Origin of the sequence: Burkholderia sp. IMCC1007, assembly GCF_027257875.1 — a bacterium.
GTDB lineage: Bacteria > Pseudomonadota > Gammaproteobacteria > Burkholderiales > Burkholderiaceae > Burkholderia.
Window position 1 is genome coordinate 226,531 of record NZ_JAPVQY010000001.1, and the last position, 14,579, is coordinate 241,109.

The window sequence follows — 14,579 nt, forward strand, 5'->3', positions numbered from 1 at the left end:
GCGGATGCGTTGCGTTGGACGCTTACGCGCCGTAATGCGCGACGACTTCGTTCACCGCGCGCTGCACGTCGCCGCGCCGGTAGCGCAGCAGCGCGCTATCGGCCGGATCGGGCTCGTACGACACGACGTTGCCGCGCCCCGTATAGATCGCGAGATCCGGCAGCAGCGGATGTTCCTGGTCGAGCGACGGTATCGTCTGCGGATTGCCGGCCGCGCGGAAGAACGCCGCGAAGTAATCGGCGAAGCTCAGGTTCTCGTCGCCGACGAGATAGGCCTTGCCGGCTTCGCCGCGCTGCAGCGCGCCCCAGATCGCTTCCGACAGCGATTGCGTCGAGATGAAGTTGCTGCCGCCGGCCGGCCCGTATACCGGCAACCCGGCGAGCTTGCCCTGCGCATAGCCCGTGTACGCGGCGAACATCTCGTTGCGCAGCCCGGGCACCGACCCGACCACGAACGGCGCATTGACGCTGCACACCGCGAACGATGGCGTTGCGAGCGCGCGCACGCGTTCGTCGGCGAGATGGCGCGAGCGCACGTACGGCACGCTGTCGACCAGCGCCGGTGCGACCTGCGGATAGAAGCTGCCGACCAGCACCGCGCGCTTCACGCCGGCCTCGCGCGCCAGCGCGAAGAAGCGCGGCACTGCCTCGACGTTCGCGCGCTCCCAGTGCGCGGCTTCGTCGGTGCCCGGCGGCAGGTGACGAATGTCGTTGCCGGCCGCGAACACGATCGCGTCGAACGGCGCGAGATCGTCGCGCGTGAAGTTGCCGGCCACGTAGTCGCGCAGCAGCACGTCGAATGGCGCGAGCGCGCTGCCCGGCGCGGGCGGTTTGCGCGCGGCGAGCGTCACGTGGTTGCCCTGCGCGTGCAGGTGCAGCGCGGCGTGGCCGCCGATGAGGCCGGTGCCGCCGATGATCAGGATTTTCATGGTGTCTCCGGTGACGGCGCAGGTGCGCCGTATCAAATGAACGGATGCCGCTCAGAAATTGAAGCCGTTGCCGGTGACGACCGGCATGTTGGTCCAGAAGCCGTTCGGGTCGCGATACCAGCCGGCCGCGGCGAGGGCGCCGCCGTCCACGTGCAGCGTCGTGCCGGTGACCCACGCGTCGACCTCGTCGCGACGCGTCACGTCGACGGTGCCGACCAGCGCATCGACGCCCGCGGCTTCGAGCGCGTGGCGCACGTCCTGCGCGCGGGCCGGATCGATCTCGGCGACCGCGACGCGCGCGCCCGCCGCGCCGAAGGCCTCCGCACATGCGCGGCCGATGCCTGCGCCGCCGCCGGTGACCAGCACGGCCTTGCCGGTGAATGAAATCATCGGAACCCTCCGGGAATCGGAAAAGCGGCGCGCCGCGTCACAGCGACGACACGAGTTGCGCGTTGTCGATCCGCAGCTCCGCGCCGTTCACGAAACGCGATTCGTCGGACGCGAGGAACAGCACGAGATTCGCGACGTCCTGCGGATCGCACATGCGCGCCATCGGATCGTGGCCGATGCCGAGCTCGGCCGGGTCGAGGCCGGGCATCAGCGCCTGCGTCATCGGCGTCCAGATCCCGTCCGGATGAATCGAGTTGCAGCGGATCCGGTAGCCGCTGCGCTTGCAGTGCACGGCCACGCTGCGCGCGAGCGCCGTCACCGCGCCTTTCGAGCCGGTGTACGCGCACATCATCGGCAGCCCGCCGAGCGCGGCGACCGACGACATCATCACGATCGAGCCCGGCGTGTCGTTGCCTTTCATCGCGCCGATCGCGTACTGGCAGCCGAGGAAATAGCCGTCCGCGTTGGTGCGCATCACGCGGCGCCACGTGTCGAGGCTCGTATCCTCGATCGAGCCGACCGGGCAGATCGCCGCGTTGTTGACGAGCACGTCGAGGCGGCCGAAACGTTCGAGCGTCGCCGCGATCGCGTGCCGCCAGCCGTCTTCGTCGGCGATGTCGTGGCGCACGAACAGCGCCGCGTCGCCGATTTCGCGCGCGAGTGCGAGGCCCGCGTCCTCGTCGATGTCGGTGAGCACCACGCGCGCGCCTTCGGCGGCGAGCAGCAGCGCATCCGCGCGGCCGACGCCGCTTGCCGCGCCGGTGATCAGCGCGACCTTGTTTGCGACTCGATTCATGTCCTGTCGAATTCCCGTGACGTTGAAGGAAGGCGGCCGCTCATGCGACGCCCGGTGCGCGACCGGCCTTGACCGCGTCGAGTGCGGCCGCGCCGTAGAGCTGCGCGATCGTGTCGTCGACGCGCGGGTTGGTGCGCAGTTCATGGCCGCCATCGACCGCGAAGCTCTGTCCCGTGACCCAGCCCGATTCGGGGCCCGCGAGATAACGCACCGCATGCGCGATCGCTTCGGGTTCGCCGAGCGTGCCGAGCGGAATCTGTTCGAGGAAGCTGTCGACGAGCGGCTGGTTGTCGAACATCGGCGCGGTCGCTTCCGAGCGCGTGAGGCCCGGGCGGACGGCGTTCACGCGGATCCTCGCGCCGGCCAGTTCCTCGGCCGCGCCGCGCACCAGCGCTTCGAGGGCGGCCTTCGCGGTGCAGTACGCGGACAGCCAGCGGAAATTGATGTGCGCGGCGGTCGACGAGATGCAGACGATCGCGCCGCCGCCGCTGTCGGCGAGCCGCGGCGCGGCATGCCGGATCGCGACGAATGCGCTCTGCAGGTTGAGGTCGATTTCCGCGCCAAAGCTCGCGGCGTCGTGCATCAGCAGCGGCCGGAAACCGGCACCGCCGACCGTCGGCACGACGATGTCGAGACGGCCGTCGAGCGCCCACGCGACGTCGAGCGCTGTCTGCAGATCGGCTTCGTCGCACGCGTCGCCCGCATGGATCGCGACGCGGCTGCCGGGCACCGCATCGGTCAGTTGCCGCTGCGCGCGTTCGAGCGCGTCGCGGCGGCGGCCCATCAATACGACGGCTGCGCCGTCGGCGACGAGCGCGTGCGCGCAGGCCGCGCCGATGCCGCCCGCGCCGCCCGTGACGAGCGCGGTGCGGCCGGTGAGGGAGAGTGATGCGCGCATCGTTCAGCCCTCCAGCGGCAGGTCTTGCGACCAGTCGACGTGCAGCGTGCGCGCGGCGAAACGCCACGCCGCGCCGTCGAACACGCAGCGGTCGCGATAGCGGAGCCCCCAGTCAAGCTTGCGCTTCACGCCGTCGCGCACGTAGACGTGGCATGCGACGCCGTACGTCTCGACGTCGGCCTCGCCGCCGTCGAGCGTGACGAGCTGGTTGTGCACGTGATGCTGGGTCGCGTCGTAGCGCTCGATTACGCGCATGCCGGCGACGATCGCGTCGCGGTCGTCGAAGCGGAAACCGGGGCCGTCGAGCTGCGCGTCGGCGGTGAAGAGCGCGGCGAGGCGCGGCCAGTCGCGCCGGTCGACGGCTTGCGCGTAACGGCACGCGAGTTCGTACAGCGCGTGGCGGGGATTCGAATCGGTCATGCGGTACTCCCGTGGATGAACGGAAAGCGTCGGCCACGCCGCGCATGCGGACGCGGCGGCATTGCGACGTCGATGCGCAGGTTCGCATCGGACCGGTCGATCCTCATCATCCATACGGAGCAGGGTGCGGGTCGGGGAAAACACCGGGAGCGACGACCGTGCATCGTCCGATGGTGCGATGCAGTGCGCGTGATTCGACATTCGTCGGAGGACGAGGGCGCTGCTCCGGCAAGGCACTCGCCGATATTTCTTTCCCTTCGTCTCGGCGCGCTACCACGCGCGATGTTGCGATGCGGAAGCGTGTCGGGTGCGTGCCTCGCGTTTGCCCCTAGTCGAAATGGACGATGGCCGTCGGCGCGGCGCTGGCTACCGTGCAGTCATCCGGTGCTGTTGCCACCGAGCCGGATTCGAACCGCGGGAGCGGTCAACGGAAGGAGACGACGATCATGAGACTCACGACTCGCAAGCTGTGCGTACTGGCGATGGGCATGTTCGCTGCGATGGCGATGGCGCGATACGGTGCCGATCACGTTCCGTCGCCGCCGTATGCGGCCGGCATCCTGCAGTGCCGCTCGGTCGACCAGAACGGCCTGCCGATCGGTTGCGTGCCGATCGATCCGTCGCACTTCGGTTTCGCCGCATTGCGCGGCATGTGACGCCGGCGCGGCCGCGCGCCGTGTCGGAAGGATGCCGCCGCGATACGGGTGCGGCGGCGTACGAACCGCTTGCGCGAAGGCCATCGCGCCTTCGCTGCGCATCGGCCGAGTTGCATTGCCGATCCAGTCTCTCGTCATTCGATTCCCGGCCGCCGCGCGATGTCACGCGGTGGCCCACGTTCACGGCGCAGCACGCCCGTGCCGGCCTCCACGGCGCGGTGACGTTCGTATCCGGGCGAGCCGCCGCCCCGACCATCACCATCGCCTTTCACGCATTTCGTTCACGCCTATCCACGCCCATGTCATCCGAATACTCCCTGACCCGCCCCCTGAACGCCCGCGACGTGCATCGCTGGGACGCCGAACACGACGTCGTGATCGTCGGCTTCGGCGCAGCCGGCGCATGCGCGGCGATCGAAGCCGCGAGCGCCGGCGCCGACACGCTGATCGTCGAACGCGCATCGAGCTACGGCGGCACGAGCGCGCTGTCCGGCGGCGAGATCTACCTCGGCGGCAGCGGCGGCACGCCGGCGCAGCGTCAGGCCGGCTTCGTCGACGAAACCGAGGACCTGTACCGCTACCTGATGCTCGCGGGCGGCCGCGACGCCGACGAAGCGAAGGTGCGCGTCTATGCGAATGAAAGCCTCGCGCACCACGACTGGCTGGTCGCGCAGGGCCTCACGTACAAGAACACGTTCGTCCCCGAGCGGATCGTCGAACCGGAAACCGACGACTGCCTGATCTGGTCGGGCAGCGAGGAAGCGTGGCCGTTCAGCGACGCCGCGAAGCCGTGCCCGCGCGGCCACACGCCGCAATGGCCCGGCTGGGGCGGCGGGCAGATGCTGATGCGCGTGCTGGCCGAGCGCGTGCAGGCGCTCGGCGTCGCGACGCGCTACGACAGCCGCGCGCTTGCGCTGATCGTCGACGATGCCGGCGCGGTGCGCGGCGTCGTGCTGCGTGCGTATGGCGAGACGGCCTTCGTGCGTGCCCGCCGCGCAGTGATCCTGTGCGCCGGCGGCTTTGCGATGAACCGCGACATGGTGCGCCGGCACGCACCGCAGCTGCTGCGCTCGGACGAACCGATCGGCAGCCCCGGCGACGACGGTTCGGGCATCCTGCTCGGCCAGAGCGCGGGCGGCGCGGCGATCCACATGGACCAGGGCTTCGTCAGCCTGCCGTTCTACGCGCCGGAATCGCTGATTTACGGAATCTTCGTGAACGCGTGCGGCCAGCGTTTCATCAACGAGGACGGCTATCACGGTCGCACCGGTCATCACGCGTTCCATCAGGCCGACGACCGGATCTACCTGCTGGTCGATCAGGCGACCTACCAGGAGCCGCCGGCAATCGCGCGGATCGGCATCGCGGCGGCCGGCGAGACCTGGGAAGAAGTCGAGCGCGACCTGCAGATGCCGGCCGGCACGCTGACGGCGACCGTCGACGTGTACAACCGTCATGCGGCCGAAGGTGTCGATCCGCTGTTCCACAAGGCGAAGAAATGGCTGAAGCCGCTGATCGAGCCGCCGTTCGTCGCGCTCGATTGCCGGATCGACTACGCGTTCTACCCGCATTTCACGCTGGGGGGGCTCGATACGCTGCCGACCGGGCAGGTGCTCGACGCGACGCGCACCCCCGTGCCGGGCCTCTATGCGGCCGGCCGCACGAGCTGCGGGCTGCCGCGCTGGGGCGCCGGATACAGCTCGGGGCTGTCGCTGGCCGACGCGACGTTCTTCGGCCGGCAGGCCGGCCGCCATGCGGCGCAGGGCGCGACCGACACGTTGCGCAGCGCGGCATAGCGCAGCGTTCATCCGAAAAAACGACGCCCCGCGCAACTGCATTGCACCGGGGCGTCGTCGTTCGATGCGGACGTCGCGCAGACGTCCGCCGATCGTCACGCGAGATCGAGCGCGTTGGTCAAATCGCCCGGCGGCGTGGCGTTGCGCGACGCGAACGCGTTGTCGCGTGCGGCGACACCGTCGAGCGGCGCGAGCCCGTGCACGCGGCTGATGAAGCGCAGGATCGAGTTCGTGTCGTACAGCGTGTGATCGACGTGGCCCTTCTTCGCGAACGGCGAGATCACCAGCGCCGGAATCCGCGAGCCCGGGCCCCAGCGATCGCCGACCGGCGGCGCGACGTGATCCCACCAGCCGCCGTTCTCGTCGTGCGTCATCACGATCACCGTGTTCGCCCACTGCGGGCCGCGCCGGATGTGCTCGATCACGTTCGCGATGTGCCGATCGCCCGATTCGACGTCCGCGTACCCCGCATGCATGTTGAGGTTGCCCTGCGGCTTGTAGAACGCGACGGCCGGCAGCCGGCCCGCGTCGATGTCGGCGATGAAGTGGTTGGTCGACGGCGCGTCGCCGAGGCCCGCGTCGCGCAGGTGCCGGCGGCGCGCGTCGGTGCCCGGCGCGAAGTTCGCGAAGTAGTTGAACGGCTGGTGGTGGTACTGGAAATCGGGCACGGTGCCCGTGTCGCGATGGTCGAGCGCGTACTGCCACGCGCCGCTGTACCACGCCCAGTCGACGTTCTTTTCCGACAGCCGATCGCCGATCGTCGCATGAACCTGCGGCGGGATCACGCGGTGATCGGACGGGTCCGCATACGCGGCGTTGCCCGGGTCGGGCGGCGGCACGTAGCTCGGCTGGTACGGCGGCGCCATCGTGTTGACGCCGTAGCCGTCGGGCGTCAGCGGGCCGTCGCCCGCGAACTTCGGCGGACCGTCGAGCGCGGATGCCGGCGAATCGGCGGCGAGCGTCAGGCGCGTGCCGGCCCGATCGTCGCCGTCGACCTTCGACAGCAGCTTCGCCGCATGCGGGTGCTTGTGCGCGTCCGGATAGATCGGCGGTTGCGCGGAAATCAGGAACATGTGGTTGAGCCACGAACCGCCGAAGGCCGCCATGAAGAAGTTGTCGCACAGCGTGTATTGCCGCGCGAGATTCCACAGCCGCAGCGTGTCGGCGGAATTGCGGTAGTGGCCCATCACGAGGCCGCCCGAATCGGCCCACGCGGCGAACTGGTTGTTGCGGCCGCCCGCGATCTGCATCTGGTTCTGGTAGAAGCGGTGCCACAGGTCGCGCGTGATCACGCCGTTCGGCAGCGGCTTGCCTTGCGGGTCGGCGAGCCGGAACGGCGCGTTCGGCAGGTTCACGATGTCGCGTTCGGCGATCGCGTAGCGCTTGCCGCCCACTTCCTGCGCCTGCGGCACGAGCCCGCCCCAGATCTTCGGCAGCACCGGCAGCGGCGTCTTGCCGTCGCGATCGAGCTGCTGCGCATGCGCGGGCTGCACGTCGCTCAGCGGATAGCGCACGCCCGGGAAATCGCCGTACAGATTCGCGAAACTGCGGTTCTCCGCGAAGATCACGACGATGTGGCGCACCTGCCGGCGCAGCGCTTCGTCGAGCCGCAGGTCGGCGGCGGAACGCGGCGCGCTGCCCGGCGTGGTCTCGCAGCCGCTGAGCGCGACGCCTGCGCCCAGCGCGGCGAGGCCGCCGAGTACGCGGCGGCGCTCGGGATCCACGGGAAGGTCGTCGGGGCGATCGGGGGTGTCGTTCACGTCGTGTGCTCCTCGAAGGTCGGTGGTCGTTCGATGTGCGGCAGCGTCGCACAGCCTGCCGCGACGCGACACGGGACGCAACAGCCGCACGGCGATTGCGCCACGCCATGCGGTGTCACAAAAATGTCACGAATGCGACTATAACGCGGCCGGCCGCGCCGATGAAAGGTGTTTGTCGGATACTGCGCGACGCGCGCGCGCGAACTAGACTTGAACGAGAGGCGACGCGAAATGGCGTTGCCCTGGAGGAGGTCGCCCGGCGGCGTCGGCCGACGGTGCCGCCGCGGTGTCATTCATGCGACGAAACGAGGCGACGATGGCGCGGATGCATGCCGTGCGCACGTGGCTGCCGATGCCGCGTGCCGGCCATGCACGCGAGCACGCGTCAGCGCGCCGTACGGTGCACGCAGCCGGCCCGATGCGATGGACAGGAAACTCGATTACGCAGGATTGCTGATTGCGGCCGGCTTCTTCGTGCTGTTCGCCGCGCAGTTGCTGATGCTGCGTCCGGCGTCGACGGTGATCGCGTACAGCGATTTCCACCGGCTCGTCGCGGCGCGGCTCGTCGACGATCTCGAGATCGGCCCGACCGCGATCTCGGGCACGTTGAAGATGCCGCAGGCCGGCGCGATGCTGCCGGCGTCCGAGGTCGAGGCCGCGAAGTCGGCCGGCACGCCGTCGCACTTCCTGACCAATCGCGTGACCGACCCGCAACTGATCGATGCGCTGGCCAGCGCCGGCATTCGCTATCACGGCGCGTCCGACACCGGCTGGATCACGTCGCTCGCATCGTGGCTGGTGCCGCTCGTCGCGTTCGTGTTCATCTGGAACCTGATGCTGCGCAAGCGCGGCGGGTTGCAGGACTTCACCGGAATGGGCAAGAGCCGCGCACGCGTGTACGTGCAGAAGGAAACCGGCATCACGTTCGACGACATCGCCGGCATCGACGAAGCGAAGGCCGAGTTGCAGCAGCTCGTCGCGTTCCTGCGCAACCCCGATCGCTATCAGCGGCTCGGCGGCAAGATCCCGAAGGGCGTGCTCGTGGTCGGCGCGCCGGGCACCGGCAAGACGCTGCTCGCACGCGCTGTGGCCGGTGAAGCGGCCGTGCCGTTCTTCTCCATCAGCGGCTCCGCATTCGTCGAGATGTTCGTCGGCGTGGGCGCGGCGCGCGTGCGCGACCTGTTCGAGCAGGCGCAGCAGAAGGCGCCGTGCATCGTGTTCGTCGACGAGCTCGATGCGCTCGGCAAGGTGCGCGGCGTCGGCCCGATGTCGGGCAACGACGAGCGCGAGCAGACGCTCAACCAGCTGCTCGTCGAGATGGACGGCTTCCAGGCCGGCTCCGGCGTGATCATCATGGCCGCGACCAACCGGCCGGAGATTCTCGATCCGGCTTTGTTGCGCCCGGGCCGCTTCGATCGTCACATCGCGATCGACCGGCCCGACGTGAACGGCCGCCGCCAGATCCTTGGCGTGCATGTGAAGCGCGTGAAGCTCGCGGCCGACGTCGATCTCGGCGAACTCGCGTCGCGTACGCCGGGCTTCGTCGGCGCCGATCTCGCGAACGTCGTGAACGAAGCCGCGCTGCATGCGGCCGAACTCGGCAAGCCGGCAATCGGGATGGACGATTTCGACGAGGCGATCGATCGCGCGCTCACCGGCCTCGAGCGCAAGAGCCGCGTGATGAACGCGCAGGAGAAGCTGACGATCGCGTATCACGAGGCCGGTCATGCGCTCGTCGCGGAGAGCCGCGCGCATTGCGATCCGGTGAAGAAGGTGTCGATCATTCCGCGCGGCGTCGCGGCGCTCGGCTACACGCAGCAGGTGCCGACCGAGGATCGCTACGTCCTGCGCCGCAGCGAACTGCTCGATCGCATCGATGCGCTGCTCGGCGGGCGTGTGGCGGAAGAACTCGTGTTCGGCGACGTGTCGACGGGCGCGCAGAACGATCTCGAACGTGCGACCGCGATGGCGCGCCACATGGTCATGCAGTACGGGATGAGCGAGAAGATCGGGCTCGCGACGTTCGACGACGGCGAAGCGCGCTCCGGCATACCGGGCGGATGGCATGCGGGCGACGGCCGGTGCAGCGAGCACACCGCGCGGATGATCGATGACGAAGTGCATACGCTGTTGACCGACGCGCATGCGCGGGTCGCGGCGACGCTCGCCGAGCGTCGTGATGTGCTGGAGCGCATCGCGCGGCGCTTGCTCGAATGCGAGGTGCTCGAACGCGACACGTTGCAGGCGCTGATCGACGGGCGTATTGAAACTTCCGGGCCCACCGCACCGTCTGCTGCCGACTGCACGCTGACCGCAGGCACGAACGCAACGGAGCAGGCGACGGCGGTCGAGCGCGATTTCGTCGCGTACGGGACGCCGCGCGAACCTGAACGCTGAAGCACGGATCGCACTCGACGCGGCGCGCACTCAGTGACGATCACGTCACGTCGGCGACGCGATGCGCATGTGCCGGTCTTCCTTTCCCTTTCTCTTGCCAGCCACGGAGTCGCCATGAGCGAGGCGCACGTATCGGTCGATGTCGCGCAGCACGCGCGTTTCAGTTTCGAAGTCACGTTTGCCGGCACCGATCTGTCGCCGGTGCTCACCGACGAGCCGCCGCCGTTCGGCGAAGGGCGCGGACCGAATCCGGTCCGGTTGCTCGCGGCAGCGGTGGCGAGTTGCCTCGCGGCGAGCCTGTTGTTCGCATTGCAAAAACAGCGCGTCGATCCGCAGCCGGTCAGCGCGCATATCGACGTCGACATGGTGCAGAGCGACGCGGGGCGCGTGCGCGTCGGCGCGATGTCCGTCACGTTGTCGGTCGGCAGGACGTGGGCCGATCTCGCGGTGGCGGCGCGCGCGCTCGATCACTTCGATGCGTATTGCGTGGTGACCGAAAGCATGCGCGACGGCATCCCGATCGCGGTGACGGTGCAGGACGTGAATGGCGTGGTGCTCGATCGCGAGACGACCGGCGTGTGAGCGTGCGGCAGGATGGGACGCGTCAGGACTCGGTCGCGGCGGCGACTTCGGCGGCTTCGGTGAGCGCGTCGAGAAAGTGCGTGCGCCACCAGCGCACGTCGGTCTTGCGCACGATCGCCATCAGCGCGTCATGACGCCGGCGCCGCTCTTCGAGCGGCATCGTCAGCGCGCGCTGGATCGCCTGCGCGGTGCCTTGCGTGTCGTACGGATTGACGAGCAGCGCCGGCTTCAGTTGTTCGGCCGCGCCCGCGAAACGCGACAGCACGAGCACGCCCGGATCGGTTTCGTCCTGCGCGGCGAGAAACTCCTTCGCGACCAGGTTCATCCCGTCGCGCAGCGGCGTGACGAGCGCGACGCGGCTCGCGCGATAGAGGCCCGGCAAGCGCTTGCGCGCGACCGTGCGGTGGATGTAGCGCATCGGCATCCATTCGAGCTCGCCGTAGTCGCCGTTGATCGCGCCGCACAGGCTGTCCATCTCGCGGCGCAGATCGTCGTACGCACCGAGATCCTCGCGACTCGGCGCGGCGATCTGGATCAGCGTCGCGCGATCGCGGTTCTCCGGATACTGTTCGAGCAACTGGCGGAACGCATGTACGCGCTGCGGCAGCCCCTTCGTGTAGTCGAGCCGGTCGACGCCGACGAGCAGCTGGCGCCGCGAGTATTCGTCGCGCATCCGCTCGAACATGTCGATGCCGTCGCGATTCTCCGCGAGCGCCGCGAATTCGTCGACGTCGATGCCGATCGGAAACGCACCGGCCGACAGCGTGCGGCCGAACGCGCGCAGGCGGCCGTCGGGCAGGCGCGCGGCGCCTGCTTCGGCTTCGACGTAGTGCTCGAAGTGCAGCAGATCACATTCGGTCTGGAAACCGACGAGGTCGTACGCGAACAGCGAACGCATCAGCCATTCGTGTTCCGGAATCGCGGCCATGATCGGCGGCGGCGGCATCGGGATGTGCAGGAAGAAGCCGATCGGGTTTCGGCAACCCGTCGCACGCAGTTCGGCCGCGAGCGGAATCAGCTGATAGTCGTGGACCCACACGGTATCGTCGGGGCGCAGCAGCGTGCTCAGCTTGCGCGCGAACAACTGGTTCACGCGCCGGTAGCCGTCGGCGAAGCGGCGATCGAACTGTGCGAGGTCGAGCCGGTAGTGGAACACCGGCCACAGCACGTTGTTCGAGTAGCCGAGGTAATACGCGTCGTAATGCTGCGGATCGAGATCGATCGTCGCGAGCTGAACGCCGCCGACGTTCTGGATCTGCACGTCGTCGCCATGCGCGGGATGTTCGCCTTCGCCACGTAGCTTGCCGCTCCAGCCGAACCAGACGCCGCCTGATTCCTGCAGGCTGTCCTTCACGGCGACGGCGAGCCCGCCGGCCGCGGCTTTACGGGGATCTGCGATGCGATTGGATACGACGACGAGTCGGCTCACCAGTTCTCCTGCGACGGTTGGGGAATTCATGCGGCCAGGGCGCGAAGCGGACGCCGCCATCGACGCAGAACGCAATGGGGCCGCGATGCGATCGGACGGGAATCAGGGCGCGCGATTCGCCGTTCGAACGTGAAGTGCTGTTTTAAGCATACTCGTCATTGGGCTGATTTAAAAGTGCATGATCGGGATCAATGGACCTGCAGAAGTGATGCGCGACGCGCTGCGTTTCGCGTGCCTATCGCGTTTTCAGGCCGGGACCGAAAATTGCGCAGGGCTGCAAACGCAGTGTGGGCATAGGAGGCGGAGAGGGGGAAGGGCGTTGTAGGCGATGTGAATTATTGTGCTCGCGCACATGTCGTGGCGAGCGCAATCGTATCGGCATGGCGTCGATTGGGTCGAACGCGTCGTGCCGATCGGCTGCAATGTGCCGGGCGGGAGCGGGGTGCGCGCGGATGCTTGGACAGTGCGTGCGCGTGGTGCGTGATGCGTGGTCCGTTCGATTCAGTGCTCGTGCATCGCAGCGGGATAGCGTCGATGCGGTTGAACGCGTGACGCTGATTCGAATTCAAATTGCGGGCGGAAGCGAAGAGTGCGCGAATGCTTGGGCAGTGCATGCACGTGATGTGCGGTTCGGTGTTCGCGGTGTTCCGTTTCATTCGCATCCCGCGACGGTTCACGCGAGCACGATGGTGCGATGGCGCGGCCGGGCGTCGTCCCCAGCGGCCGCGCCATCGTGTCCGCCGTTACGCGGTAACGGCCCGCCAGTGCGACGCATCGCCTGCCGCATGCGCGCGTGCGTGCGCGGACGTCGCGTGTTCGCCGGCCGGCATCCGGAACACGGACACCGTGTCCGACAACTCGCGGCCTTGCGCCTCGAGCGATTTCGACGCGGCCGCGGCCTGCTCGACGAGCGCCGCGTTCTGTTGCGTGGTTTCGTCCATCTGCGTGATCGTGAGGTTCACCTGCTCGATGCCGCGGCTCTGCTCGGCCGATGCCGCGGCGATCTCGCCCATGATGTCGGTTACGCGCGCGACGGCCTGCGTTACGTCCGACATCGTCTTGCCGGCTTCGCCCGCGAGCGCCGAACCGTCCTGGATCGTGCGCACCGACGCGGTGATCAGCTCCTTGATTTCCTTCGCGGCGGTCGACGAGCGTTGCGCGAGACTGCGCACCTCGCTCGCGACGACCGCGAAGCCGCGGCCCTGCTCGCCGGCACGCGCCGCTTCGACGGCCGCGTTCAGCGCGAGGATGTTGGTCTGGAACGCGATGCCTTCGATGATGCCGGTGATGTCCGCGATCTTCGACGAGCTGTGGCCGATCTCCGTCATCGTATCGACGACGCGGCCGACCACCGCGCTGCCGCGCTGCGCGACGTCCGACGCATTCGCGGCGAGCGAGCTTGCCTGCTGCGCGTTCTCGGCGTTCAGGCGCACCGTCGACGTGAATTCCTCCATCGTCGCGGCGGTTTCCTGCAGCGATGCGGCCTGTTCCTCGGTGCGCTGACTCAGGTCGAGGTTGCCCGACGCGATCTCGCCGACGGCGTGCGCGATGCTGTTCGACGAATCGCGCACGTGGCCGACGATGCCGATCAGCCGCGTGTTCATCGTATGCAGCGCTTCGAGCAGATCGCGCGTCTCGTCGTTGCCGCTCACGTTGATGCGGCTGCCGAGATCGCCGTCGGCCACCGTGCGGGCGACGTCGACGGCCACGCCGATCGCCGCGGTGATCTTGCGCGTCATCCACAGGCCGCCGCCCACCGCGACCGCGATCGCGATCAGGCAGATCGCCGACAGCAGGTTGCGCCCGGTCGTGTAGCGATCCGAGAATGCCTGCGCGATCGCGACTTCGCGTTCGCGCGTATAGGTTGCGTACGCATCGGTCGCTTGAACCAGTTGCGCGAGCAACGGACGGCAGTGCGCGTCGATTTCTGCTGTCGCGTCGTCCTTCTTGCCGGCCTGCGCGAGCCCGACGATGTTCAGCGCGACGGGCCCGTAGCTGGTTTCGACCCGCACGATTTCGCCGACCAGCTCGCGCGCGCGATCGGTCGTGTCGGTCGCATTCGCGACCATGTCCTTCAGTTTCGCGAGATTGTCCTGCACGTCCTTGTGCGCCTGTTGCACTTCCGCCAGTTCGAGCGCGATGTCCGATGGCTTGCTCACGAGCACCAGGTTGCGCGCGGCGATCGCGCGCCGGTCCACTGCCGTTCGGATGCGCGCCGACACGTTCGCGCGCGCGTTGATGCCGTTCATGTACCGGGAAAACTCGTCGTTGGTATCGGACAGCGCCTTGAGCGCCATGCCGGACACGATCACGACGACTGCGGCAAGCAAACCGAAGCCGCCAAGCAGTTTTGCCTTGATGCTGATTCTGGCGATTTTCACGATGTGCCTCTGTGCGAGTGGTTGGCGATGGGAATTTATTGTTCGACCGATACAGGCTCGTGCCATCATTAACGGGCATTCCGGATATTTCTTTACCCGTCGAAAACCCTGATGGCGATTTTTTAAGCGCGCCCAAAGCCGTGTCG

General features: G+C 68.2%; 12 protein-coding genes. 4 read left to right on the forward strand and 8 right to left on the reverse strand.

The window, feature by feature from the left end:
- Positions 1 to 22: 22 nt before the first annotated feature.
- Genes O1Q03_RS01230 through O1Q03_RS01250 form a run of 5 tightly spaced genes read right to left on the reverse strand, consistent with a single transcriptional unit; the run spans position 23 to position 3,432 of the window.
- Entirely contained in the window at positions 23 to 928 is a 906-nt protein-coding gene (locus O1Q03_RS01230) for an NAD-dependent epimerase/dehydratase family protein (RefSeq protein ID WP_269501211.1), read from the reverse strand.
- Between the two features lie 51 nt (positions 929 to 979).
- Positions 980 to 1,318, reverse strand: coding sequence for an SDR family NAD(P)-dependent oxidoreductase (locus tag O1Q03_RS01235; RefSeq protein ID WP_269501213.1), 339 nt, complete (start codon positions 1,316 to 1,318; stop codon positions 980 to 982).
- Positions 1,319 to 1,355: 37 nt separating this feature from the next.
- Positions 1,356 to 2,114 carry an SDR family oxidoreductase gene (locus tag O1Q03_RS01240; protein ID WP_269501215.1) on the reverse strand — a complete coding sequence of 253 codons (759 nt, stop codon included), beginning with the start codon at positions 2,112 to 2,114 and terminating at the stop codon, positions 1,356 to 1,358.
- Between the two features lie 40 nt (positions 2,115 to 2,154).
- Positions 2,155 to 3,012 (reverse strand): SDR family NAD(P)-dependent oxidoreductase, encoded by an 858-nt coding sequence (locus O1Q03_RS01245; protein ID WP_269501216.1) that lies wholly within the window; start codon positions 3,010 to 3,012, stop codon positions 2,155 to 2,157.
- 3 nt (positions 3,013 to 3,015) lie between these two features.
- Positions 3,016 to 3,432, reverse strand: a complete 417-nt coding sequence (locus tag O1Q03_RS01250) for a nuclear transport factor 2 family protein (protein ID WP_269501217.1) — start codon at positions 3,430 to 3,432, stop codon at positions 3,016 to 3,018.
- 446 nt (positions 3,433 to 3,878) lie between these two features.
- On the opposite strand from O1Q03_RS01250, the gene O1Q03_RS01255 reads away from it, so the two are divergent.
- Both O1Q03_RS01255 and O1Q03_RS01260 read left to right on the forward strand, forming a co-directional pair.
- On the forward strand, positions 3,879 to 4,088 hold the full coding sequence (locus O1Q03_RS01255; RefSeq protein ID WP_269501218.1) for a hypothetical protein: 210 nt from the start codon (positions 3,879 to 3,881) through the stop codon (positions 4,086 to 4,088).
- A 299-nt stretch (positions 4,089 to 4,387) separates the two neighbouring features.
- Positions 4,388 to 5,884 carry an FAD-dependent oxidoreductase gene (locus tag O1Q03_RS01260; protein ID WP_269501219.1) on the forward strand — a complete coding sequence of 499 codons (1,497 nt, stop codon included), beginning with the start codon at positions 4,388 to 4,390 and terminating at the stop codon, positions 5,882 to 5,884.
- Between the two features lie 95 nt (positions 5,885 to 5,979).
- Here the strand turns inward: O1Q03_RS01260 and O1Q03_RS01265 are convergent, their stop codons facing one another.
- Entirely contained in the window at positions 5,980 to 7,644 is a 1,665-nt protein-coding gene (locus O1Q03_RS01265) for an acid phosphatase (RefSeq protein ID WP_269501220.1), read from the reverse strand.
- Between the two features lie 423 nt (positions 7,645 to 8,067).
- On the opposite strand from O1Q03_RS01265, the gene ftsH reads away from it, so the two are divergent.
- Positions 8,068 to 10,041 carry an ATP-dependent zinc metalloprotease FtsH gene (ftsH, locus tag O1Q03_RS01270; RefSeq protein WP_269501221.1) on the forward strand — a complete coding sequence of 658 codons (1,974 nt, stop codon included), beginning with the start codon at positions 8,068 to 8,070 and terminating at the stop codon, positions 10,039 to 10,041.
- A 114-nt stretch (positions 10,042 to 10,155) separates the two neighbouring features.
- Positions 10,156 to 10,623: an OsmC family protein gene (locus tag O1Q03_RS01275; protein WP_269501222.1), complete on the forward strand. Its 468-nt coding sequence runs from the start codon at positions 10,156 to 10,158 to the stop codon at positions 10,621 to 10,623.
- Between the two features lie 22 nt (positions 10,624 to 10,645).
- Here the strand turns inward: O1Q03_RS01275 and otsA are convergent, their stop codons facing one another.
- Both otsA and O1Q03_RS01285 read right to left on the reverse strand, forming a co-directional pair.
- Entirely contained in the window at positions 10,646 to 12,052 is a 1,407-nt protein-coding gene (gene otsA / locus O1Q03_RS01280; RefSeq protein ID WP_269501223.1) for an alpha,alpha-trehalose-phosphate synthase (UDP-forming), read from the reverse strand.
- Positions 12,053 to 12,795: 743 nt separating this feature from the next.
- Positions 12,796 to 14,433, reverse strand: coding sequence for a methyl-accepting chemotaxis protein (locus O1Q03_RS01285; RefSeq protein ID WP_269501224.1), 1,638 nt, complete (start codon positions 14,431 to 14,433; stop codon positions 12,796 to 12,798).
- Positions 14,434 to 14,579: the final 146 nt, after the last annotated feature.

Coding starts and splice junctions, on each gene's coding strand:
- O1Q03_RS01245 (WP_269501216.1), bottom strand. CDS start 3,012: ATGCGCGCATCACTCTCCCTCACCGGCCGCACCGCGCTCGTCACGGGC.
- O1Q03_RS01240 (WP_269501215.1), bottom strand. CDS start 2,114: ATGAATCGAGTCGCAAACAAGGTCGCGCTGATCACCGGCGCGGCAAGC.
- O1Q03_RS01250 (WP_269501217.1), bottom strand. CDS start 3,432: ATGACCGATTCGAATCCCCGCCACGCGCTGTACGAACTCGCGTGCCGT.
- O1Q03_RS01235 (WP_269501213.1), bottom strand. CDS start 1,318: ATGATTTCATTCACCGGCAAGGCCGTGCTGGTCACCGGCGGCGGCGCA.
- O1Q03_RS01275 (WP_269501222.1), top strand. CDS start 10,156: ATGAGCGAGGCGCACGTATCGGTCGATGTCGCGCAGCACGCGCGTTTC.
- O1Q03_RS01230 (WP_269501211.1), bottom strand. CDS start 928: ATGAAAATCCTGATCATCGGCGGCACCGGCCTCATCGGCGGCCACGCC.
- O1Q03_RS01255 (WP_269501218.1), top strand. CDS start 3,879: ATGAGACTCACGACTCGCAAGCTGTGCGTACTGGCGATGGGCATGTTC.
- ftsH (WP_269501221.1), top strand. CDS start 8,068: ATGGACAGGAAACTCGATTACGCAGGATTGCTGATTGCGGCCGGCTTC.
- O1Q03_RS01260 (WP_269501219.1), top strand. CDS start 4,388: ATGTCATCCGAATACTCCCTGACCCGCCCCCTGAACGCCCGCGACGTG.